Below are 23,001 nucleotides of genomic sequence, written 5' to 3' on the forward strand. Positions count from 1 at the left end.
AGCAAGTCAAAAATCTAAAATTTACTAATTGAAGCCTTCAACGAATTGATTAAAAGCTTGTCACGAAATCTATTTGTAACAGATGAAAAAAGCTTGTTTAGCGGCGATATTGGTGAATAGCCAAAAAATAATTGCCAAAATGTTCTTAGTGGCGATCGTCACCATAGGACTTTTCCTCACCTCAGATTTTGTCGTACCTCAATCCGCAGCTGCATACCCCTTTTGGGCGCAACAAACCGCACCCGAAACCCCCCGTGAACCTACAGGACGCATCGTTTGCGCCAACTGTCACCTAGCAGCTAAATTCACAGAAGTAGAAGTTCCTCAGTCCGTCCTCCCAGACACCGTATTTGAAGCAGTTGTCAAAGTCCCCTACGACACCTCAGCACAACAAGTACTGGCTGACGGTTCTAAAGGCGGTTTAAACGTCGGCGCAGTGTTGATGTTACCTGAAGGCTTCAAAATTGCCCCAGAAGACCGCATTCCCGAAGAAATGAAGGAAAAAGTCGAAGGGTTATACTATCAACCCTACAGCGAAGACAAAGAAAACGTTGTCATCATCGGGCCATTACCAGGCGAACAATATCAAGAGATCGTTTTCCCAGTCCTTTCCCCCGATCCAAAAACTGACAAAAACATTCGCTTCGGTAAATACGCCGTTCACGTAGGCGGAAATCGCGGACGCGGACAAGTTTACCCCACTGGCGATAAGAGCAATAATAACGTTTACAATGCTTCTGCTGCTGGCACAATTACTAAAATTGCCGCAATTGAAGATGGTGGCTACGAAGTAGCCATTCAAACTGAATCTGGTAACACTGTAACCGAAACTATTCCGGCTGGCCCAGAATTAATTGTTTCTGAAGGTGAAACAGTAAGTGCAGGCGCACTTTTGACCAATAATCCCAACGTCGGCGGATTTGGTCAAGATGACGGCGAAATTGTATTGCAAGATCCTAATCGCATCAAGTGGTTAATGGCATTCTTTGCGGCAATTATGCTTTCCCAAACTTTCCTCGTTTTGAAGAAGAAACAAATCGAAAAAGTACAAGCCGCAGAAATGAATTTCTAAATTTTGCTTTCGAGTCCATTGGGAAAAATAATTAACAAGGCGGGTAATTTGCCCGTCTTTTTTATCGAAAGACTGACTATTCTATTATTAAGATCTACCCCAACGATCAATGGAGGTATGTAAGATGAGCAAACCTAACTTTAAAGCAATGAGTCAGAAAGATTTACAAGCTTACGTTCTTGCTCACCGAGACGATCGAGAAGCGTTTTATGCTTATGTAGATAAACTACACGCAGAAGCTACCTGGATTGAAATGCCACCCTTAGAATCACCCGAAGATTTGGATAATTATCCTGAGTTTGTGGAACATATTCGTAAAAGTTATGATTCTAATTCTTGATTGGTGAAATTAGAGCGATCGCAATTCTACGAACTTCTAACAATCTCCTCTTTCCTCACAATATCCAATCCATCTTCACCTAAAGCATCAGCAGAAGAATTTCGATTAATAAACTCATCTAACAATCTAAAAAATTCATCAAGTGCTTTACTTTCATCTTCAGAGTAAAAAAGAATTATATTAGCCCAAGATTGGCTAGTCTGCACATTAAATTTTTTTCTTATCCACTCAGGAAACTCCATAAAATCGTGTTCTTGTTGAGTTGGTTCTTCTCCTAACCCATATTTAGCCACGCTGTAACCCGATAAAAAAGCCTGAAGGCAAATAATTGAGCGTCGTCCTAAGTACATTGAAGGAGCTTTTTTAATTTTCTCGATCAGGTTATATAAATCGTGCATTTTATACCTCAATATTTCCCAAAAAATTGTCAAATTGCTATTCAAAATACCTCTTCTATAATTTGAAAACTCCCCAGACCCAGTTCTATAGTAGGAGATGTGAAATTTTCTAGCCACTCTTGCCGAGTTACTCCGCTAGGATCTATATTATCAAAAACAATTTCTTGTTCATCAATGGTAATTGATATTCCTTCATGGTAGCCATTGGTAGCAATTTGCTGTTCTCGTCGCAAATCATAAATCACCGACCAAGGGAGGTCTTTTCTTCCTAAATCAAGCTTAATTTGCTTAGCTTGTACGTTATTAACCATCAAAAATTATTTGATAGCCTGAGAGCATTCAACACATTGGAAAACTCCATATTGACTAGCAATTTGAGCTATTTCTTCGCGGATTTTATCTAAATTACTCGGATTTAAACTCAAAATAAAAAGTTTACCTCCTCCAGCTTTGAATCATAACTAATTTTCATAAAAACCTCAAAAGTAAAAAGGTTAATCCATATTTTAGGATATGGGTGATAAAAATTGGGTTTCTGGTAATAGAAGAGAAACCCAATTGCTTAAACTTTAAATGTCAAGAAAGTGCGTTGACGTAGCCAGTAGTAGACATTCGGCAACCAGAAAACAGAAATTATATCGATCGATAAGTGCGATAGTTAATATTCGGGAAAATGTTATCTATTCCTTCAACCTTTTGTAACCAACCGCTATCGATTTTCCCAGCATTGATGTCATCATAAAGCTTATTAAAGCGCATCAAATGCGATCGCGTCCGCCGCACAGCATAAGGAACCATCGTCCCAGTTCGCATAATAAACGCCCAATCCGAAGACTGCGCCAACAACAACTCCCGCGCCGCCTGATTTAGAGCCCGCCATTCCAACTCATCAGCAGGTTCCCGCTTAGCCAACTCAATCATTCTCTCAGCAGCCTTATGCAAATAAGGATAAATCCAAGCATTAGTCTCATTCAACCAATACTCATGGAAACCCTTATAACCCCAACTAGATTGAGCCAACCGAACCACTTGTTGAGTCGGATATTTTCGCAGATAATCAGCTAAATGAGTCATTTCATAAGTATTTTGGTCATACCAAGACTTACGAAATAAAGAATCTAAAAACCAAGGGCCTTCATACCACCAATGACCGAACAATTCGGCATCATAAGGAGAAAGTACGATCGGTCTTTTCTGCATCACATTATATAAATGCTTCACCTGCTGCTCGCGATTGTACATAAAATTACCCGCGTGTTCCGCAGCCTTTTCCCGCGCCCAATAAGGATCGTAAAGAGCTTTATCACCCAAACCTAAGCCCCGACCAGTAATTTTATGATACTTAATTCCAGTATTCTTCCGCTGACCATTGGGCATAATATAAGGCTTGATATATTCATATTCAGCCTCCCAACCCAAATCCTTGTAAAATTCTCGATATTCAGGATCGCCAGGATAACCCAACTGAGAAGACCAAACTTGGTGTGAAGACTCATGATCCCGACCAAAAGCCGCAATCCCCGCCTCCGTAAACACCGGAGTATAAGTCCCAAAACGCGGACGAGGGCGACCATAAAGCATCGCGTGTCCATCAATAATGAAATAGCGTAAACCAGCATCAGCCAGCATCCGCTCCAAACCATAATAATAAGCACATTCCGGCAACCAAATCCCTCTAGCCGGACGACCAAAATTCTCCTCGTAATGTTCGCAAGCAACCTTAATTTGCGCCCAAACAGCTTGCGGGTACATATTCATTAACGGCAAATAACCGTGAGTCGCACCACAAGTAATGATTTCTAAATTATTGCTATCTTGGTATTCCTTAAACGCCTTCACCAAATCGCCGTCGTAACGTTCCCAGTACTCGCGAGTATTCTGAAAATCCTTAGCGTAGAACTCCGACAAGTACTTCAAATGACCGTGATGAAAGTTATGTTCAATTTCCTTTTGGATTAGTTCTTGTAATTTGCCTAAGTGATGATCGTAACGTTCTTGCAGGAGAGGGTCACACAGCATTGACACCAGAGGCGGTGTCAGCGTCATCGTGATTTTAAAATCTATACCGTCTCGCTTTAATCCTTCAAATATGCGTAACAAAGGAATGTAAGTTTCTGTAATGGCTTCATAAAGCCACTCTTCTTCTAAGACATAATCACTCTCAGGGTGCCGCACAAAAGGTAGGTGGGCATGAAGAACAAGGGCAAGGTAGCCAATAGCCATAGTAAATAAGCCGTGTTGAAATAGGGTCAAACTGCGGCAGTTAAGAGAAGCTTTTGCAGTATTTTAAGATTTTAGTCGAAACCAGCCAGAGAAGAGAAACGTAGTAGCTACTTTGCTAATATTTGCTGATTTGTTGGGGGAATGGGGACTGGGGACTGGGGACTGGGGACTGGGGACTGGGGACTGGGGACAAGGGGACAAGGGGAATTGAAAACTCAAAACTCTCCTTAACTCTAATGACCAATGACCAAAGACCAAACTCAAAACTTCCCCAGTCCCCAATCCCCAATCCCCAGTCCCCAGTCCCCATTCCCTTCCCGCAATTTTTCATTACAATTCCTTTATGTTGTCTGCCACTGTATATTTATGCAATTACAAGGATTATCGCCCAAAGTAGTCAGCCAAAGAGAGGATTTAACTTTGACATCCTCTTTAGACCCTGTGCAGTTGGACAACATGAAAAGCCAACTGGATGAGATTTTTCTGGCTTTAGAAGCATTGGCGGGAGTTGATGAACAGGCAATATTAGCAGCAGCAACTGGGTTAGGTATGCAGCCAACAGCGCAGGAGAGAATTAACTTGTGGCAAGGATATCAGCCTGAGAGTGAAAACGGGGAGATTGAGGAGAGTGAAAGAGTGAATGTGGAGGATTTGCGATCGCTAGTCCTAATTATCAACCATCTAGCCAAACAACACCAAGAACTAATTCGTCGTGCCATAGCCCTACTAGAACAACTCACAGAGGAACAAAGAGAAATTCACACCATCAGTTTGCTAGGAGACTACATCAACACCTTCAGCAAGCTATACTCCGATCGCATGAAACACCACCAGACACTATCACCTGATGCCTTAACTCAACTGGCACTCAAAAAAATCATGGATTTACTTTTCTACAGTACATCCAGCGGACATCAGCGCCTCTGGTTCTCCCTCCTAGAAAAAACACACCAATAAAACCAAAAACTCCAAAATTTTCGACTCCCAAACTAATTAACTCAAAACTCAAAACTCAAAACTTAAAAATTGCCTTATGTCTTCAAACTTAGTTCGGCGACGCTACACCCCACCTACCTGCACCCTAGAAATAATCTCCCAAGGTTCACCCCTGTTTCGCTGGGTTGGTCGTTCCGTCTTCAAACACCTCAACTTTTCCCTCAACTTTGATGACCCACGATTACCAGAAGAAAAGCGAATCACCATTCATGGCGACAAACCCCTCCTAGAAACACTCCATCAACAAGTAAAAGTATACATTCAAGATTTTTTAGTCCAAAAACCCGAAAACTTCCCCGAATTGCCCTCAATATTTGCCACCGAAGCACAAACACCAACTACCAACGAACCAGAAACTCAAAACACAATAGCTCAATTAGAACCAGGGGAAAAAGAGATAACAAACATCTCCAGCCAGCAAGATTTCGCCAGCGAACCACTAGAAACAGCCCAAACAGACCCCCATCCTGCCGAAGAGGGTAGCACTCAGAGTTTAGGGGTTGGAGAAGTTTCCCAAAACCCCACACCCCAACTCCTAAACCCCTCTGAGGAAGACAACAGCCCAAATAGCATTAACGGACATTTCTCGAAAGCAAATAGCGGCATTTACCTGAAACCACGCAATTTACTTTCCCACGATTTATTCTTGGGTTCTCTGACTACCCCACAATCAGTGTCAGTGATTAACCTTAGTTTGCTACAATTATTCGACTTAGCCACAGCCCTGGAAGAATACAAAACTGAACAAGAAGGCTTACCCAACAACCGTCGCACCTCTAACCACAAACTTCCTCCCTACTGGGCAATCTCTGCCGCAATGGTAGCAGTAACAGTTGGCTTAACCGCAGGTATTGCCAGAGTTCTAGACCAAGGGAAACGCACTCCAGAGGCAACTCCCTCCGTTATTAACCCCACAACTAATACAAATCAAGCTAATACTAATGCTGTACAGCCACAAGTTAGTGCTGTTCCTTCACCTTTACCTGCACCAACTCCGGGAGTAGTTACATCACCTGGAACTTCTCCCCAAACTCTGCCAACTCCGGGAGTAGTTACATCACCTGGAACTACCCCCCAAACTCTACCAACTCCACCCGTACTATCAGGCAACCAAACTTCTAACCCCACCACTACACCACCATTAGCAAACAGCACTCCTGGTACTCCTACATCACAAACAACAACTAATAACTCGCTGGCAACACCTCCTGGAGGATTGCCACCAGGAACATATCGCATTGGTAGCGTACCTACTGGGACACCCAGCGTTTCTCCAAGTTCCGGTACCACATCTCAGGGAACGATTAATATCCCTGTAAATAACGGTACAGCAGCTAACACGAAAAAATCACCTGTGAATCCGACACCGATAACTCAGGTAAAACCCCAAACAAGAAATACTCAACAAACTAGAAATTCTTCTAGTCCAACTTCTGTACAAATGTTTCCCAGAGAAGCATCACCCCCACTATCGCCATTACTGTCAAACCTTTCGAGTACGCCACTGGCTGCAACTCCTCTCTCTTCTACTTCTGAGCAAAATAGCCAGTCTCAGGTGAAACCAAGTCCCGCAGTAACTTCCAAGGAAAACTCTCAGTTAGTTGGATTAGGTCATCAGTTGGGAAATTCTACTGCTGATAATACGCTCAGACGACAGCAGAATAGTCAAACTACGCAAGTAGTAGATAAAAATGATTCAGAAGTTACAGCGAAAGAAACTTCTGGAGCTTCAACTGTAGCGGCTGTGGCTACTGAAACTACTCCCAAAAATAATTCTGTTGGGAATGTAAACAATAGTAATTCTTTGTTCGATCAAATACCACAGGTGGCGGAAGCAAGACAGTTTTTTCAGCAACGCTGGCAACCACCTTCTAGTTTGACTCAAGATCAACTTGAGTATACTTTAGCTCTAAATGCTGATGGTACGATTAAGCAGATAACTCCACGAGGACAGGTAGCGCAAATTTATTTAGACCGTACCCAGATGCCTTTGATAGGTGAACCTTTTGTTTCTCCTGTTGATGGAGGAAGAACTCCCGAAATTCTGTTGATTTTGTACAAGAGTGGTAAGGTGGAAACTCGTTTACAGAGTTTGAATTGATTTGCCAATCTTTTCTTAACTCAAAATTTTCGGCTTTCCCGTACTGGTGGTGGAAAACTCTGGTTTTAGGGACTGGGGACTGGGGACTGGGGACTGGGAAACCTTGTGGAGTAAGCACTTTGCTAATTATCACTATAAGTGCTGGAGAAACTTCTCCTTCCCTCTAAATGATAAAAATCGCACTTCCTAATAAAAGGGGTAGTGCGATTTTATTTAAGGTTTCACGAAAAAATTGGTTTTTATTAACTTTTGATTTTTTTAATGGCTAATAGGATAGATAGTTAAATTGACATTGTTTCAATTTGTGAAGCTTTATAGATGTCAATATAACTGGGTTCTGGCTTTTCTACAGGAGAGGATTGTATAGCTTCCATTGGTATAACCTCTGTTACTTCTATTACCTCGCTTTGTAAGTGGAAGATTTCTTCTAAGCTTTCCCAGGAAGGTGCGAATGGAGGTAGAGCTAAGGAACAGGCTTTCCAGCCACCTCGAACGGGAACACCAAGTTGTTGGCAATTGCCACCCCTCCTTCCTTCTGGGGTGTAAAATCGGCAAGATTTACAGGCTGAAGTACCAGGATTAAGCATCTGATTTCTCTACTTTTTTGCAGCGATCGCTGCGGAACTTTATTTATGATCTAGTTATCGCAAATTGCTTACGAACCAAATTTCGCTTCAAATATTCATGCTGTCTAGGTTGTAGCGATCCCAAAGACAAACTAAATTTTAGATTCTCTTCATTTTTACGTTAATAAACTTATACATGATGTAAGTGAGAACTCGGGCTAATCTCTATAAGAACAAAGACGGGATCAATTTGGGATCAAGGCAAACGGCAAGTGACTACCATGTAATAGTCAAATGTGTTTACTCTAAAAATTATTTTTATAACTATATTTATACGGAAATAGTGCTGAAGGAATATTTTTGGGTTACTTTATCCAATACCATGAAATATGGTATTTAAAGAATTGGGCAAACACTGAGGTGTACTTTTAGGTTGCTACTTAATTTTACTGACAGGGAAAAAGCAACTTATCCTAGTTTATTGTAAATTCAAGCAAATTTCTGATTAAGATAAATCATACTTAAGTAATAAAGGTTAATTGAGTTAGGTGTAAAGTAGGAGAGTTCAAGTAAGTCATACTGTATGTGGTCATAGACTAACTTGTATCAGCTGAAGTAGCAGCTATTAGCAGTTTTATCTTCGATAATTGTCCTTACTAACCTAAGAAGTTTAGCCATGAGTCAACTTTCACCTGTTGAGCCATTGCCAGAAACAACCCTCAACCAACCTTGCTCTCCTGTGGTTCAGGGTGTACTTAGCTGTTTAGATATGCAGCTAGAGGAAGAAATAGCTTTGTATCGTCGGAAGCGATCGAGCAAACCAGTGCCTCAGAAACCTGTGAGTAAGAGTTCTGTTGGTCAGAAAGGTTTGAATTTAATTTCTGTTCCAGCTAGGGAAAGCCAAGTAGAATTACTTACTCCATCGATAAAAGAAGTAAAAGAGGATGGGGCAGAAACGCTTTTAAATGACGATCGAGAAACTACTACTGCTATACCTATATTAAATGGGAAAGCAAGTGTGGCAGAAGAAGCCAAATTAGAATTGCCAAGTCCTAGTCCAAGTTTAAGAAAACCTGGGGTAGGGAAAGAGTTACCAGATGAGTATTTACAATCTTCGGAAGCGCTGCTGAAAAGTCTGGATGATGATGAGTTTGTTGAATCAACAGCAAGCCCTAATAATAAGTTAATGACTCCTTTGGGGATTGGTTCATTGCTGCTGTTGTTGGTGGGAGCAGCAACTTTGGGCTATGTGGCAATGAATCCGGCTACTATTAATCATTTGGCAGGCAATAAAGGATCTGACAGTGCTTCTAAGGTAGCGGCTGGAGGTGGCAAGAATGCTGGAGGGATTCCGAATACGCCTAATTTAGCGCAACAAGAGTTTGTGGACTTGAATTTGAGAACGTTAAGTACGGTAAATCCAAGAGGTTCTGCTGTTAATCAGGCAGTACCGGGAGCAACGAAAACTCAAGTTCCGGTGAATCCTCCTGCGCCGTTACCTAGTCCAGCAGCGGTTACTTCTCGGTTAGATTTACCTTCTGCTTTGATTCCACCTGCGGTTCAATCGGGTATTTTGCCTCCACAGATAGTACAACCACCGATTCCAAAAACAACACCGACTGTTGCGAGTTCGCCCAAGGCAAAGGCAGCAGCTATTAATAAAACTGCGGTGAAAAAGACTACTGCTGCGAAGAAGGCTGAGAATAAGTTTTTAGTGGTTATGTCTTATGGTGGCGATCGCAGTTTAGCCCAAGCCCGCAAAGTTGCGCCAACTGCTTTAGTACGCCAACTCAAACAAGGTAAAGCAATTCAATTATCTGCATTTCCTGATGAAAAAGCCGCCCAAAAGAAAGTGCAGACTTTGCAAAAACAGGGTATTTCGGCAAGAGTCTATCGGCAATAAAGAAAGCAAAAGGAAGGGAAAAGGGATGGAAACAACTATTCCGCGTTTCATCCTCTCCCTTACTCCTCTGTAATATCGAATACCTGAGATCTTGCACTCTTGAGCAGAGCCTGGAGTTTCTCGTTCCCAGGTTCAACCTGGGAACGAGTATGGGGAGGGGGAGGTTCTACCTCCATTGCTGCAAGACTCTGATCTCCCCAAATGTTTGCTACAGATAACTAAGGTGGGGGGATGAGGAAAGAAATTTGTAGCACGATTTTTTCTATTCGATATAACCGTTACCAAGCAACAGGAGGCTAACTCATGCAATCCTTAACAACAGAACAACAGCAATCCCCACAAACTCCGGTTTGGGAACCTCCCATGCCACCAACAGATTTAATTTTTGATGACGGAGAACCCTTGGAAAGTAATCGGCATCGAATTGCGATGGATGTTTTAATTTGGTCGATGCTAACAGCATTGGCTGACCGCGATGATTATTTCGCGGGGGGAAATATGTTTATTTACTACAGTGCGGCTCAAGCAAAAAATCAAGATTTTCGCGGGCCAGATTTTTTTGTAGTTTTGAATGTGGATGGGAGGACCGATCGCCAAGGTTGGGTAGTATGGGAAGAAAATGGTCGCTATCCTGATGTGATTGTGGAGTTAATGTCACCTTCTACAGCCACAGTAGATAGAGGAATCAAACATCAGATTTACGAACAAATTTTCCGCACGCCAGATTACTACGTTTACGACCCCTTTAATCCCAATTCTTTACAAGGATGGCATTTAGATGCCAATCAACAATATCAACCTCTAAACCCTAACGATCGCGGTTGGTTATGGTGTCAGCGTTTAGGTTTGTGGTTGGGAACGTGGGAGGGAGAAATACTGAGAGAAACAGCAATATGGTTGCGGTTTTACGACCAAGCTGGCAATCTGGTTTTACTGCCAGATGAACTTGCCCAGCAGCGATTAGAAGCAGAACGCCAACGGGCAGACGCAGAGTACCAACGGGCAGAAACGGAACGCCAACGGGCGGAAGCAGAAACCCAACGGGCAGAAGCAGAACGTCAACGGGCGGAGATGGCAGAACAACGTGGTGCATTGCGGCAGTTGTTACGGTTGTTAGGAAATCGGTTTGGTGCAGTATCGCCGGAGGTAGAACAACGTTTGCAGGGGCTTGATGTCAGTCAACTGGAAGATTTAGTTGATGTAGCATTGGTGGTGGAATCTTTAGAGCAGTTTGTTAGCAGTTTGGGTTAAAGTGAGATTGGCTTTGTCTCTTGTGCCTCTGCTCTCTCTAGGCTTGTAGCATAAGAAGTGAAAGGCTAAAGGGAGCAAAGGTGATGGAACTGTTCGATCGCATCGTGCGCGTGATTCGTGCCAATGTGAATGATTTAATTAATCAGACGGAAGACCCTGAGAAAATCCTAGAACAAACCGTTCAGGAGATGCAGGAAGATTTGATTCAACTCAGACAAGCGGTAGCAGCAGCAATAGCCACTAAAAAACGCACAGAACGAGATGTTAACAATGCTCAATCCCATGCTGAGACTTGGTATAGTCGCGCTCAATTGGCATTAGAAAAGGGAAACGAACAACTAGCTAGAGAAGCTTTAGTCAGACGTAAATCTTACTGGGATACTGCTCAAGCTTTACAAGGGCAACTTACTGCTCAAGAGACTATTATTACTAAGCTGAAGCAAGACTTGAGAACTTTGGAGGGCAAGATTGCTGAGGCAAGAATGAAGAAAGATCTTTATATTGCACGGGCGCGATCGGCCCAAGCAGCATTAAAAATGAATGAATTGTTGGATAGATATAATCCTAGTGGAACTTTACGGGCTTTTGAGCGCATGGAGGAGAAAATTCTGCAATTGGAAGCCCGCTCAGAAGTAATCGAGAATATGGGAAGCCAGGAACTAGAAAATAAGTTTGCGACTTTGGCAGAGGAAAATGATATTGATACTCAGTTAACCCAAATGAAGCAAAGAATTGCTGGTGTTACTGAAACTCACTTACCTGGAACTGGTCAGTCCTCCGCTGCCAAAAAGGTAAATTTTGATGCAGAATGAGAACTACTGCGATCGAGAGAGCAGAAGTTCCTAAATTGGACAGACAAGCTTGTCGTTTATAGTAGTTACACTGGATTTAAGGCAATCTATTTTCAGTCACGATCGCAATTTGTTGTAATTCCCTGGAAGAAGCGGCTTACACTTGAACTTAACTATAGTTGTTTTGTGGCTGAATTATCTGGCAGATAGCCAACTGAATTCACGCTCAGGTTAGGATCTTGCCAAGAGTCTGTTTTAATCGCCCCTTATACACTTCTAAAGGAAAAGTAAAGTTATGGGATTGTTTGATCGCATTAGCCGAGTAGTCCGAGCCAATCTCAATGATGTAGTTAGTAAGGCTGAAGACCCGGAAAAAATTTTAGAACAGTCAATTATTGATATGCAGGAAGACCTGGTGCAGTTGCGGCAAGCAGTTGCTCAGGCGATCGCCACTCAAAAACGCACCCAGCAACAGTATAATCAAGTTTTAACTGAAGCCAATAACTGGCAGCAACGAGCTCAGCTGGCTTTAAGTAAAGGTGATGAAAATCTGGCTAGGGAAGCTTTAGTACGGAAAAAGTCTCAGAGTGAAGCTGCTGCTGCTCTAAAAACCTCTCTAGATCAGCAAACGACTACTGTAGATACCCTGAAGCGTAACTTGATTGCTTTGGAGAGCAAAATTTCTGAAGCTAAAACTAAGAAGGATATGCTCAAGGCTCGGATTAGTGCTGCTAAGGCTCAAGAGCAATTGCAAAGTGCTGTTGGTAAGTACAGTACTAGCGGCGCGATGGGTGCTTTTGAGCGCATGGAAGAAAAGGTTTTGATGGCCGAAGCTCGTGCTCAGTCAACGCAGGAGTTGGTTGGTAATGATTTAGACCAGCAATTTGCTGATTTAGAAGCTGGTAGTGATGTGGATGATGAGTTAGCCCAAATGAAGGCTCAGTTGACTGGCTCGGCTCCAAATCAAGCGGCTTTGCCTGGTACTACTCAATCTACTACTACTTCTACTAGCAGTCCTTCAAGTTCGGCAGTTGATAAAGATTTGGAAGAACTAAAAAGACAAATGGATCAACTCTAAGCTTATAAATTTTGTCAATAGCATGAGCCTGGGTAGATCGAGTTTTCTACACCAGGCTTAATTTCAGGAAGAATTATGAAGCCATTGAAAGTATTATTGTTATTCATCCCTAGTGCGGCAATTTTGTTTGTTTTGGCGATCGTTACGATTTTGTTTACACCGCTTTCAGATGAAATCAATGAGTTTGATATTCGGATTCATCTAAGCGAACGAGTGAAACGGATTACCAAAATAGATATGCCGAAAAATGCCAAAGTTATAGAGATTAAGTCTGCAAGTAGTTTCTTTGGCGAGGGATATAGTTCTATTGTTTTAGAGTTAACTTCTCAGGAAACACAGGCTTTTATTGAAAAGATAAAAAATCACCCGGATTGGAAATGGAAATTTGACTATGGATGTTTATCTGCTGCTGAAAAAGAGAGATTAAATCATCTTGAACAAGTAACAGATTTGTATAAGCAAAAAAATTCTTACAGCCGCAATAAGATTGAAGAGGGATTTGACCGCTACGCTCGCCTTTGCCAAAAACAAAATATTCTGCGACTCAGCGAAAGTGGTTATTAACTGTATAAATAGACTAATGGAAAGCTTTTTAGGGAAAATTCCGTTACAATTTGGAGTATTCTAAAATTTTCCCTTTGCAATCCCTTTTTACTTTCAGTTTGACAGTTGATACTATGCTCAATGACTTGTTTCCCTTCAGCTTATCTATTAATAGTACTGCGATCGCTGGTACTGGTTTATGGTCACTAGCTTTATATTTAGGTTTTTGGCAATTCAGCGAATGGATTATGGATCAATTGAAACGTTGGTTCAATTTTGCCGAACGCAGTCTCTATACTTCCGAAGCAGAGTTTGAAAAGACTCGTCAAGCTAGGGAATCACAAAATGCTTTTTACGCATCTATCTTTAGTATTATTCCTTTTTTATTAGCTGGTGGAATCTGTAACTATTTTGTAGAACTTACTTTAGGTAGCAGTTGGGCTATTAGTGTGGGAATATTGGCTTGTGTTGGCTGTGGAATTTATGAGTTAGGTCGTCGAGATGGGATGAAGTAAGAGATGGGGAGATGGGGGGATGGGGGGATGGGGAGATGGGGAGATGGGGAGATGGGGGGATGGGGAGAGATCTGGAGCTAGAAATTCCCCCCACCCCCCTATCTCCCTACCCCCCTACCTCTTCTCCCCCTACCTCCCTATCTCTTCTTGGAGTATTTGGGCGATTTTGTTGGCTGCACCCGATCGACCTCGGACGGCGCGGAGGCGATCGCTCATTTCCCGCAATTTTTCTGGGTGTTCCAAATAGTTTAAAATCATTTCAGCTACTTTTTCCGGCTGTAATTTTCCCACTAATTCTGGAACTATTTCGGCTTTTGCCCAAATGTTAGGCCAAGCAAATAACTTTTTATTTTTTAATACTAACCAGTTGATTAGTTTGGCAAAAATAGAACCGACTATTGGTGAATTTGCTAATAATCCCGGTAAACCATCCCAACTTCTCATTGCATCTAATTGTTGAGTAGGAAGTAAGACAAACATTGGTACAGCTAAAGCGCCTAATTCAGCGGTATTCGCTCCTACTGTGGTGATACAAAGACGGCATTGAGATAATAATTGATAAGCGGGAAATTCGGTGTATAATTCTACATCCAAACCGCTTTCTGTTTTAAGAAAATATTGTTTTGATTCTGGAAAAAAGACTAATTCAGCACTTGCCCAACCGAGTTTTTTAATGATAGGATTTTGTTGAGGGTCGGCAAATTTGACTAAGGTTTGAATATCTAAAGTTCGAGCGACAAAAATTATAAATTTAGTGGTAGGTCTTAAGGAGTGAATTTGTTGAGCGATCGCCAAAGTCAAAGGCACACCCTGAGCCAATTTAGCAGGTTTTGACCCCGGCAACAACCCAATTAATTCTACTTCTCTCCCCATCTCCCCATCTCCCCATCTCCCCATCTCCCCATCTTCCTGAACTTCTGCCATTAAGTCACCAACTACGGTGAATTTATCAGCATATTTCTGGGGAGATTTAACAACAACTTTGGGTGTCATGGCGGCAAATCTGTCAATCCATTGATGCCAACGTGCATCCCATTCGGCATAAATAACGGTGCGATAATTTAAGCGTTTGCCAATAATTACTGTGTAGAATTGATCGCCACCTAAAAATAAAACTACGCCATTTTTTCGCCAATCCCAATTTTGAGCGGTTTTACCTGTTAAGAGAAAGGAGAAGAAGTTTTCTGCGCCTTGGATGCGATCGATCTCCGGGTAACTTTCGGCTATTTCCACTTCTTTGCCGCTGGCATTGGGACAGGGGGATAAGATTAGGGAGATGCGGTATACTGAGCGATCGTTTCCCAAAAGTTGCCGCAAAGATTTAACTACTGGACGCACCCAAGTAGCCAATTCTCCGGGGCCATTAGACAGAATTAAAATATCAGATGGTTGCAACAACATTATTTAAGTATAAACAAATATGTAAGCGGTGAGTTCTGAAGAACTCCCGCCAAAATATCTCTCTCTTAAACTTCCTCGAACTAGAGAACCTTTACTTAGAGTTTACTTACAGTTCCATGTTCTAATTTATTGCGAAAACACCTAAGGTAGTACTTTCACCAACAAAGCTCAGGGGGGATGTGACCCCTTCGACAATGGCTACTAAATCGTTGCCATTTCTGGTCGAGATGAGAAGGTTGTTACCACTCACTTGTTGGTTGTAATCGGTAAGCGAACCTGTTAGTTGGATGAAATCTGATCCTCTAGCAAAGTTGCGAACCACAGCATAGTCAGCGTTGCCACCACCAACATACAACTGTCTGGGATTGGGATTTGATGGGCTTCTACCGAAACCTAGCACGTAGCGATCCCTTGCTGAGGTACCGATTAGAGTATCAATTTCACGAACTCCAGTGCTTCTAAGAGTGTAATCAGTTGGATTTCCCGACAAAGCCACATAGTCAACGCCTGTCAGGTTAGATTCGCTGCCACCAAAACTGGTAACAACGTCATTACTGGAGGTACCGCTAAAGAAAAGAGTTCGGTTTTCAAACTGTCCGAACCGAATGTAATGCTCGTAACCAGAACCAAACTCTACAACACCAGTTGTGGGATTGGCAACACCGATAACTCTTGCTACATCCGGGTTCCGCAACAGATAAGATTGCTCGTTGAAAGATCCTGGTACGCGACCCTCGAATTGACCCCTTCGCAGGAAGTGGTCGTATCCAGACTTGAATGCCCCTTGTCTTACCGCAGCTGCTACATCGGGGTTTCTTTGTAAGTAAATTTGTTCTGAATCATTGGTGACAATGGGGGAATAGCGTCCTTCATCAGCACCACGTAAGGCAAAATGTTCTACGCCAGAACGAAAAGTACCATTTCTTACAGCATTTGCTACATCTGGATATAGCGCTAGATAGCGTCCCTCATCAAAAAAGGCTGATACCTGAGTACGGCGCTCGTTTAGACCGTAAAGCGAAAAATGTTCAAATCCAGAAATGAAACTTCTGGGTGTATTTAGAGCTGCTCTAACGTCTTGATAACTAGCCCGATAAAATGCTTCATCAAAGTGTTCAAAATAAGCCATGCTTCCTCACACTTAAATTAAGATTAACTAGGTATTGCTTGGGGAATACTGTTCAAGCTACTCTCCGGTTTTTGTAACCTCTTCTAAATTTAGCTCTAGAGAGGTTAGTCTTTAAATATACCAGAGCCTCTTGCTTTTTAAGGTTTGATTAGTAAAATAGCATTTTTTTATATAACTAGTAAAGTCTAAACCAGCACAAATTGCTTTTGAATAATCTAATTAGAATTACCAAAAAAAAATTAAATTAAAAAAATTTTGGAAATTTTATTATATAATAGCAGACTTATTATTGATATAGCAATTCTCAGTCGCGTGAGGTACAGATTTTTTGTTGGATGCCGCGCGGAGCGCGGCATCCAACAAAAAATCTCCCTTCATTCGAGCGCGAAGCGCTATAGTTATCATTATTAATTTTTATGTGCTAAAGGGAGAATCTGGTTCTTAAATTAATCAATAGTTACAAAAAAATTTTGTTATTAAGATATTACTCGAAATTTTTATTTTATCAGAATATTAAAACTAAAGACAGAAAAATTAAGTATATACTTCTATGATTGTCAATATTTGTAACAAAATATTTCTAAAATTTTATCAATTTGTGTCGGATAGGGGCCAAAAGCCGCATTTTGTAAGCATTTTTTGGTAAAACGAACTAATGTGCCTCTTTAATCAAGAGTGACACTAAGGACGGAGATTTCAGCGAGTCTGGGGTCTTGAAGTTGTAGGGGCGGGTTTAGGAGATAAGTCTGTCATCACAGCAGAACCATTAACCACAAAACCCGCCCGTACCGAAGGAAGCCCGCTGCCCAACAGCCAAGGATTAGCTGATTAATGATTGATGACTAGCTAGCCCAAAGTAAGGAGCCTAACTGAATGTTTACCCACGTCAAGTCCACCATTCGACGCATCACACCAGACAACCTCATGGGGCGGTCTTTACTCAAGGTGGTCTATGTCGTGCTTGAGCCGCAATATCAGAGTACACTATCAGCGGCAGTAAATTCGATTAATAAAAATAACCCTGATTTGGCAATTGAAATTAGCGGTTATTTAATCGAAGAGTTGCGCGATCGAGAAAACTACGAGAATTTTAAACGCGATATTGCTGATGCTAATGTCTTTATCGCTTCATTGATTTTTATTGAAGATTTAGCCGAAAAAGTTGTCGCTGCTGTGGAACCACATCGCGATAATTTAGATGTCGCGGTTGTCTTTCCTTCGATGCCACAAGTGATGCGCCTAAATAAAATGGGCAGCTTTTCAATGGCACAGTTGGGACAGTCAAAAAGTGCGATCGCTCAATTCATGCGGAAGCGGAAAGAAAAGTCAGGTTCCGGTTTCCAAGAAGGAATGCTGAAGTTGTTGCAAACTCTGCCCAAAGTCCTGAAATATTTACCGATGGATAAGGCGCAGGATGCGAGAAATTTCATGCTTAGTTTCCAATATTGGTTAGGCGGTTCTTCAGAAAACTTGGAAAACTTTCTGCTGATGTTAGCAGATAAATATGTTTTCAAAGGGAATCAAAAACTGAAATTTCAAGACCCTGTAACTTATCCCGATATGGGAATTTGGCATCCGATGGCACCCACAATGTTTGAGGATGTTAAAGAATATCTCAACTGGTATAACACTCGGAAAGATATTTCTGCGGACTTGAAAGATCCCTTAGCTCCTTGCGTTGGGTTAGTGCTACAAAGGACTCACTTGGTTACAGGTGATGATGCCCATTATGTAGCAATGGTGCAAGAATTAGAAGCGATGGGCGCAAAAGTTGTTCCGGTGTTTGCGGGAGGTTTAGATTTCTCCAAACCTGTGGATGCTTATTTCTACGATCCCAATGCGAAAACACCGACAGCACTTGTAGATACAGTTGTATCTTTAACAGGTTTTGCGTTAGTTGGTGGACCAGCAAGACAAGATCATCCGAAAGCGATCGACTCACTAAAACGGTTAAATCGCCCTTATATGGTGGCGTTACCTTTAGTGTTTCAAACTACCGAAGAATGGCAAGATAGCGATTTAGGTTTGCATCCAATTCAGGTGGCGTTACAGATAGCAATTCCTGAGTTAGATGGTGCGATCGAACCGATTATTGTGTCGGGTAGAGATGGGGCGACTGGAAAGGCGATCGCATTACAAGATCGGATCGAAGCAATTTCTCAACGCGCCTTAAAATGGGCGAAATTGCGCCGTCAACCCAAATTAGATAAAAAAATTGCCATCACCGTTTTCAGCTTTCCACCTGATAAAGGCAACGTAGGAACCGCAGCATATTTAGATGTTTTCGGTTCAATTTATGAGGTAATGAAAGCCCTTAAATACAACGGTTACGACTTGCCAGAATTGCCCGAATCAGCCGAACAATTGATGCAAGAAGTAATCCACGATGCCCAAGCACAATATAGCACTCCCGAATTAAATATCGCCTATCGGATGTCGGTGCCAGAATATGAAGAATTAACACCTTATTCCGAAAGATTGCACGAAAATTGGGGGCCACCACCGGGACATTTAAATAGTGACGGACAAAACCTGTTAATTTACGGCAAAGAATTCGGAAATGTCTTCATTGGCGTGCAACCAACCTTCGGTTATGAAGGCGACCCAATGCGGTTGTTGTTCTCCCGTTCTGCCAGTCCCCATCACGGTTTCGCCGCTTATTACACCTATCTGGAAAACATCTGGAAAGCTGATGCGGTGTTGCATTTTGGCACTCACGGATCGTTGGAATTCATGCCAGGAAAACAGATGGGAATGTCGGGAGATTGTTATCCAGATAATCTCATTGGTTCGATTCCAAATATTTACTATTACGCTGCGAATAATCCCAGCGAAGCAACAATTGCCAAGCGTCGGAGTTATGCCGAAACTATCAGTTACTTGACACCACCTGCGGAAAATGCCGGACTTTATAAAGGGTTGCAAGAACTAAGCGAATTAATTGGTTCTTACCAAACTTTAAAAGATACCGGACGGGGTATTCCAATTGTGAATACAATCATGGATAAATGCCGTTTGGTGAATTTGGATAAAGACATTGAATTGCCAGAAATAGATGCCAAGGATATGTCTGCTGAAGAACGGGATAATATCGTCGGTTTGGTGTATCGGAAACTGATGGAAATTGAATCGCGGTTGTTACCTTGTGGGTTGCACGTTATTGGGAAACCGCCGACTGCGGAAGAGGCGATCGCAACTTTAGTAAACATCGCAGCTTTGGACAGAAACGAAGAAGAAATCCTCAGCTTACCCCGAATTATTGCTAACAGCATCGATCGCGACATCGACGAGATTTATGTTAATAGCGACAAAGGCGTTTTAGAAGACGTTCAGTTATTACAAGAAATCACCCTTGCCACTCGCGCCGCTGTTGCAGCTTTAGTCAAAGAACAAACCGATGCAGATGGCAGAGTTTCCCTAGTTTCCAAGTTGAATTTCTTCAACATGGGTAAGAAAGAACCTTGGATCGAAGCATTACATAAAGCAGGATATCCCAAGGTCGATCCCGAAGTAATTAAACCCTTGTTTGAGTACTTGGAATTCTGCTTAAAACAAGTTTGCGCTGACAACGAATTAGGCGGATTGTTAAAAGCATTAGAAGGCGAATATGTATTACCGGGACCCGGTGGAGATCCAATTCGTAACCCCGATGTTTTGCCAACTGGTAAAAACATTCACGCCTTAGATCCCCAATCAATTCCTACAGCAGCAGCAGTGAAAGCTGCCAAAGTTGTTGTTGACAGATTGTTGGCAAGACAAAGAGAAGAAATCGGCAAATGGCCCGAAACGATCGCTTGCGTACTTTGGGGAACTGACAACATCAAAACCTACGGCGAATCTCTCGCCCAAATTATGTGGATGGTGGGTGTAAAACCCGTTCCTGATTCATTAGGAAGAGTGAATAAATTGCAACTAATTTCGTTAGAAGAATTGGGTCGTCCCAGAGTTGATGTTGTAGTGAATTGTTCCGGTGTATTCCGCGATTTGTTCATCAACCAAATGAACCTGCTAGACCAAGCAATTAAGATGGCAGCAGAAGCAGAAGAACCTTTGGAAATGAACTTTGTTCGCAAACACGCATTGCAGCAAGCAGAAGAAATGGGAATTAACTTGCGACAAGCTGCAACTCGCGTATTTTCTAACGCTTCCGGTTCCTATTCTTCTAACATCAACCTAGCAGTAGAAAACAGCACTTGGGACAGCGAAGCTGAGTTACAAGAAATGTACCTCAACCGCAAATCTTTCGCCTTCAGTGCTGATAATCCAGGGATGATGGAAGAGTCAAGAAAGATTTTTGAATCTTCCTTAAAAACTGCGGAAGTAACTTTCCAAAACCTCGATTCTTCCGAGATTAGCTTAACCGACGTTTCCCATTATTACGATTCAGACCCGACAAAAGTTGTCGCTAAGTTACGCGGTGATGGAAAGACACCAGTATCCTACATTGCTGATACCACAACCGCCAATGCACAGGTGCGGACACTATCAGAAACCGTGCGTTTAGATGCGCGTACCAAATTGTTAAATCCCAAGTGGTACGAAGGTATGCTTTCTCACGGTTACGAAGGTGTGCGGGAACTCTCCAAACGTTTAGTAAATACAATGGGTTGGAGTGCAACTGCTGGCGCTGTCGATAACTGGATTTATGAGGATGCTAACAGCACTTTCATCAAAGATGAAGAAATGCGTCAGCGTTTGATGAATTTAAATCCCCATTCTTTCCGCAAAGTTGTAACTACTTTGTTAGAAGCGAATGGTCGTGGTTATTGGGAAACAAATGATAGCAATTTGGATTTGTTGCGCCAGTTGTATCAGGAGGTTGAGGATCGAATTGAAGGGGTAGAATAGTCCACATAAGTAGGCTCACTAGAGTCGTTCCTTATCTCTATTTAGCCTAAACAGGACTACCCTTCAAAGTTTTGACTCTAAGTATAGTGTTGTGGTGGGTATTAGACACCTTACACATACTTGGTATATAGATTCTTTGCCTAAGTCCTACTACACGAAACTTCCCCTTATACGGGAAGTTTCGTCATCTAAAACCCTTGTTATACTTCCAATTTGAGCTTTTTCGTCCAAAAATCCATACTTATGTACTAGCGAGTAGAAAAAGTCGGAAACTCGCTTAGGATAATAAGTCTGACCTGTTGGAAAGGGGTATGTTCAGGCTAAATGTTTCGATTTGCTAGGATAGCCCAACCAAATTCGTTTTCTTTATGCTAGTCTTTAGAGAGGTTCCGTTGAACCTGTCGTTCTGTCGAACAAAAACAAGGAAGTAAAAATATGAAGACACTACAATTAGCCTTCTCAGCTAAGAATGCTTGCCGTAGCTACGTTGAAGGCAGCACAGAAATTTGGAATCTTACTGTCTCTGCACCAGAGATTCCCCAGGGATTACCATACGGACCTAATGCACGTAATGCAAGTTTAACTGCAAAGCCAGCCAAGGCAATGCTCAAAACTCTGAAGAATGAGCCTGAAAAATTTATTCTCTTCAACAGCGGAATTATGCTAATTGCTGATAAAATCTCAGCACCAAAGAGAATGGACGGGGGAGAATTTAAAGTTGAGCTAGAACTTGCAGTATCTACAACGGAAGATGAAGGTGATTTTCTTGGTCATGGTGTAATTAATGGAGGACACACTTACAAAGTTCTAATGCACACTTTGTATGGACAGCATAAAGCAAAAGAATCATATCCTCAGATTTCAAAAGCTTATGTACAAATTTCTGTGGCAGTTGGAATCGAAGAGAGTGAAATTTCTAAAATAAGCCATGCTCGTAACCTTAGCTTATCAGTCCCTGTCTACGCATTAAAGAATTTAGATCACATTTGGAAGCCAATCAAGACAGCTTTACCTAATGAATATCATTGCAATGTGATTTTTAAACCTAATGAAGATTGGGAATTCGATGAAAAAGCTGAGTATGATGTAACTGACATAGTTCGCCGTTTAGCACTACTAAATAACGAATTATTCGATTTCCGCCAAGATAAACATCCTATCAAAGCTTATCAATCACGCGGTACTTTAGTTCAAGAGTGGGATTATGAAAAGTACAAGAAAGTTATCCCATTACTAAAAGATATTCTGTGGCTAGAAGAACAGATTATCAAACAGCATCAACAGGTTAACGGAACAGAAGCAAAGGGCAAAAAAGTTGTCATTGCAAAAGTTAGTGGCTGTTCACAAAAATCAATGAAATTGATCACAGGTTATGTCAGCCCACTAACTATCGGGGACATTTTTTATATGCCAGTTCTTGCCGCATTTCGAGTACTTATTAAGGACGGAAACTGGATTAAACCAGTAGAAGAACTGTGGGAAGAATGGGGACCTAGATTGGTTGATCGCTTGTGGGATACATACAAAACTGAAGGGCGTAGCAGTGCATCTGCTTTTGCACGTTCAAAATCTACTTGGTCAACCTTAACCAATATGGTAGCTCTACAATTCATCACAATTTAAGCCACATTTGATTTAACGCAGAGCGATAAAATCGTTATTAAATAACAAATTAATAACGATTTTATCGCCTTATCTTAAAGCTTGGCACAGTGTAGAAATTGTGATGCAAGAATGGATTGAAACTGCTCAAGAATTAGGCCGTCAAATTCCTGAAGCAAAAGGTAGGTTGATGTTTGCTTAGTTAGTTAATCAGGAAGTGTGTTAGCTCAGAAAAGTGAACCTA

Annotated in this window: 18 protein-coding genes and 1 pseudogene; 13 read left to right on the plus strand and 6 right to left on the minus strand. The window is 41.9% G+C overall.

Going from position 1 to position 23,001, the window contains the following annotated elements; translation table 11 throughout:
* Nucleotides 1-139 precede the first annotated feature (139 nt).
* Together petA and ACE1CA_RS21565 are read left to right on the plus strand one after the other, a co-directional pair.
* Nucleotides 140-1,072, plus strand: coding sequence for a cytochrome f (gene petA, locus ACE1CA_RS21560; RefSeq protein ID WP_459563610.1), 933 nt, complete (start codon nt 140-142; stop codon nt 1,070-1,072).
* A 124-nt stretch (nt 1,073-1,196) separates the two neighbouring features.
* A complete protein-coding gene (locus ACE1CA_RS21565) occupies nt 1,197-1,412 on the plus strand; it encodes a DUF6887 family protein (protein ID WP_413277940.1) in 216 nt (71 codons plus the stop codon).
* A gap of 26 nt (nt 1,413-1,438) precedes the next feature.
* Here ACE1CA_RS21565 and ACE1CA_RS21570 read toward each other — a convergent pair whose 3' ends face one another.
* From ACE1CA_RS21570 to ACE1CA_RS21580, 3 genes are all read right to left on the minus strand, one after another.
* Entirely contained in the window at nt 1,439-1,810 is a 372-nt protein-coding gene (locus ACE1CA_RS21570; RefSeq protein WP_413277939.1) for a hypothetical protein, read from the minus strand.
* A 41-nt stretch (nt 1,811-1,851) separates the two neighbouring features.
* Nucleotides 1,852-2,121: a papain fold toxin domain-containing protein gene (locus ACE1CA_RS21575; protein ID WP_413277938.1), complete on the minus strand. Its 270-nt coding sequence runs from the start codon at nt 2,119-2,121 to the stop codon at nt 1,852-1,854.
* A gap of 322 nt (nt 2,122-2,443) precedes the next feature.
* Nucleotides 2,444-4,033: a glycoside hydrolase family 57 protein gene (locus ACE1CA_RS21580; RefSeq protein WP_413277937.1), complete on the minus strand. Its 1,590-nt coding sequence runs from the start codon at nt 4,031-4,033 to the stop codon at nt 2,444-2,446.
* A 243-nt stretch (nt 4,034-4,276) separates the two neighbouring features.
* Between ACE1CA_RS21580 and ACE1CA_RS21585 the strand changes: the two genes are divergently transcribed.
* Entirely contained in the window at nt 4,277-4,990 is a 714-nt protein-coding gene (locus ACE1CA_RS21585) for a DUF3038 domain-containing protein (protein ID WP_486517477.1), read from the plus strand.
* A gap of 76 nt (nt 4,991-5,066) precedes the next feature.
* Nucleotides 5,067-7,130, plus strand: a complete 2,064-nt coding sequence (locus tag ACE1CA_RS21590) for a DUF4335 domain-containing protein (protein ID WP_413277935.1) — start codon at nt 5,067-5,069, stop codon at nt 7,128-7,130.
* 281 nt (nt 7,131-7,411) lie between these two features.
* On the opposite strand, the gene ACE1CA_RS21595 is transcribed toward ACE1CA_RS21590, so the two are convergent.
* Entirely contained in the window at nt 7,412-7,717 is a 306-nt protein-coding gene (locus tag ACE1CA_RS21595) for a hypothetical protein (RefSeq protein ID WP_413277934.1), read from the minus strand.
* A gap of 655 nt (nt 7,718-8,372) precedes the next feature.
* Here ACE1CA_RS21595 and ACE1CA_RS21600 point away from each other — a divergent pair.
* The 6 genes from ACE1CA_RS21600 (at nt 8,373) to ACE1CA_RS21625 (ending at nt 13,777) form a co-directional block, all read left to right on the plus strand.
* Nucleotides 8,373-9,599: a hypothetical protein gene (locus ACE1CA_RS21600; protein ID WP_413277933.1), complete on the plus strand. Its 1,227-nt coding sequence runs from the start codon at nt 8,373-8,375 to the stop codon at nt 9,597-9,599.
* Between the two features lie 303 nt (nt 9,600-9,902).
* Entirely contained in the window at nt 9,903-10,850 is a 948-nt protein-coding gene (locus ACE1CA_RS21605) for a Uma2 family endonuclease (RefSeq protein ID WP_413277932.1), read from the plus strand.
* Nucleotides 10,851-10,933: 83 nt separating this feature from the next.
* Nucleotides 10,934-11,662 carry a PspA/IM30 family protein gene (locus ACE1CA_RS21610; protein ID WP_413277931.1) on the plus strand — a complete coding sequence of 243 codons (729 nt, stop codon included), beginning with the start codon at nt 10,934-10,936 and terminating at the stop codon, nt 11,660-11,662.
* A gap of 274 nt (nt 11,663-11,936) precedes the next feature.
* Nucleotides 11,937-12,719 (plus strand): PspA/IM30 family protein, encoded by a 783-nt coding sequence (locus tag ACE1CA_RS21615; RefSeq protein ID WP_413277930.1) that lies wholly within the window; start codon nt 11,937-11,939, stop codon nt 12,717-12,719.
* A gap of 75 nt (nt 12,720-12,794) precedes the next feature.
* A complete protein-coding gene (locus ACE1CA_RS21620; protein ID WP_413277929.1) occupies nt 12,795-13,283 on the plus strand; it encodes a hypothetical protein in 489 nt (162 codons plus the stop codon).
* A 113-nt stretch (nt 13,284-13,396) separates the two neighbouring features.
* Nucleotides 13,397-13,777, plus strand: a complete 381-nt coding sequence (locus ACE1CA_RS21625) for a hypothetical protein (RefSeq protein WP_413277928.1) — start codon at nt 13,397-13,399, stop codon at nt 13,775-13,777.
* A 129-nt stretch (nt 13,778-13,906) separates the two neighbouring features.
* Here ACE1CA_RS21625 and ACE1CA_RS21630 read toward each other — a convergent pair whose 3' ends face one another.
* Nucleotides 13,907-15,178, minus strand: a complete 1,272-nt coding sequence (locus ACE1CA_RS21630; protein WP_413279049.1) for a glycosyltransferase family protein — start codon at nt 15,176-15,178, stop codon at nt 13,907-13,909.
* A gap of 121 nt (nt 15,179-15,299) precedes the next feature.
* On the minus strand, nt 15,300-16,307 hold the full coding sequence (locus ACE1CA_RS21635; protein ID WP_413279050.1) for a hypothetical protein: 1,008 nt from the start codon (nt 16,305-16,307) through the stop codon (nt 15,300-15,302).
* An 873-nt stretch (nt 16,308-17,180) separates the two neighbouring features.
* Here ACE1CA_RS21635 and ACE1CA_RS21640 point away from each other — a divergent pair.
* From ACE1CA_RS21640 to ACE1CA_RS21650, 3 genes and pseudogenes are all read left to right on the plus strand, one after another.
* Complete coding sequence (locus ACE1CA_RS21640; protein WP_413280678.1) at nt 17,181-21,155, plus strand: magnesium chelatase subunit H; 3,975 nt, start codon at nt 17,181-17,183, stop codon at nt 21,153-21,155.
* 435 nt (nt 21,156-21,590) lie between these two features.
* Nucleotides 21,591-22,778 carry an AIPR family protein gene (locus ACE1CA_RS21645; protein WP_413280679.1) on the plus strand — a complete coding sequence of 396 codons (1,188 nt, stop codon included), beginning with the start codon at nt 21,591-21,593 and terminating at the stop codon, nt 22,776-22,778.
* Nucleotides 22,779-22,869: 91 nt separating this feature from the next.
* A pseudogene (locus ACE1CA_RS21650) lies at nt 22,870-22,959 on the plus strand (type II toxin-antitoxin system HicB family antitoxin); the annotation flags it as partial.
* Nucleotides 22,960-23,001 lie beyond the last annotated feature (42 nt).

The organism is Floridaenema evergladense BLCC-F167, assembly GCF_041929205.2.
Classification (GTDB): domain Bacteria; phylum Cyanobacteriota; class Cyanobacteriia; order Cyanobacteriales; family Aerosakkonemataceae; genus Floridanema; species Floridanema evergladense.

Coding starts and splice junctions, on each gene's coding strand:
- petA (WP_459563610.1), top strand. CDS start 140: ATGTTCTTAGTGGCGATCGTCACCATAGGACTTTTCCTCACCTCAGAT.
- ACE1CA_RS21565 (WP_413277940.1), top strand. CDS start 1,197: ATGAGCAAACCTAACTTTAAAGCAATGAGTCAGAAAGATTTACAAGCT.
- ACE1CA_RS21570 (WP_413277939.1), bottom strand. CDS start 1,810: ATGCACGATTTATATAACCTGATCGAGAAAATTAAAAAAGCTCCTTCA.
- ACE1CA_RS21575 (WP_413277938.1), bottom strand. CDS start 2,121: ATGGTTAATAACGTACAAGCTAAGCAAATTAAGCTTGATTTAGGAAGA.
- ACE1CA_RS21580 (WP_413277937.1), bottom strand. CDS start 4,033: ATGGCTATTGGCTACCTTGCCCTTGTTCTTCATGCCCACCTACCTTTT.
- ACE1CA_RS21585 (WP_486517477.1), top strand. CDS start 4,277: ATGACCAAAGACCAAACTCAAAACTTCCCCAGTCCCCAATCCCCAATC.
- ACE1CA_RS21590 (WP_413277935.1), top strand. CDS start 5,067: ATGTCTTCAAACTTAGTTCGGCGACGCTACACCCCACCTACCTGCACC.
- ACE1CA_RS21595 (WP_413277934.1), bottom strand. CDS start 7,717: ATGCTTAATCCTGGTACTTCAGCCTGTAAATCTTGCCGATTTTACACC.
- ACE1CA_RS21600 (WP_413277933.1), top strand. CDS start 8,373: ATGAGTCAACTTTCACCTGTTGAGCCATTGCCAGAAACAACCCTCAAC.
- ACE1CA_RS21605 (WP_413277932.1), top strand. CDS start 9,903: ATGCAATCCTTAACAACAGAACAACAGCAATCCCCACAAACTCCGGTT.
- ACE1CA_RS21610 (WP_413277931.1), top strand. CDS start 10,934: ATGGAACTGTTCGATCGCATCGTGCGCGTGATTCGTGCCAATGTGAAT.
- ACE1CA_RS21615 (WP_413277930.1), top strand. CDS start 11,937: ATGGGATTGTTTGATCGCATTAGCCGAGTAGTCCGAGCCAATCTCAAT.
- ACE1CA_RS21620 (WP_413277929.1), top strand. CDS start 12,795: ATGAAGCCATTGAAAGTATTATTGTTATTCATCCCTAGTGCGGCAATT.
- ACE1CA_RS21625 (WP_413277928.1), top strand. CDS start 13,397: ATGCTCAATGACTTGTTTCCCTTCAGCTTATCTATTAATAGTACTGCG.
- ACE1CA_RS21630 (WP_413279049.1), bottom strand. CDS start 15,178: ATGTTGTTGCAACCATCTGATATTTTAATTCTGTCTAATGGCCCCGGA.
- ACE1CA_RS21635 (WP_413279050.1), bottom strand. CDS start 16,307: ATGGCTTATTTTGAACACTTTGATGAAGCATTTTATCGGGCTAGTTAT.
- ACE1CA_RS21640 (WP_413280678.1), top strand. CDS start 17,181: ATGTTTACCCACGTCAAGTCCACCATTCGACGCATCACACCAGACAAC.
- ACE1CA_RS21645 (WP_413280679.1), top strand. CDS start 21,591: ATGAAGACACTACAATTAGCCTTCTCAGCTAAGAATGCTTGCCGTAGC.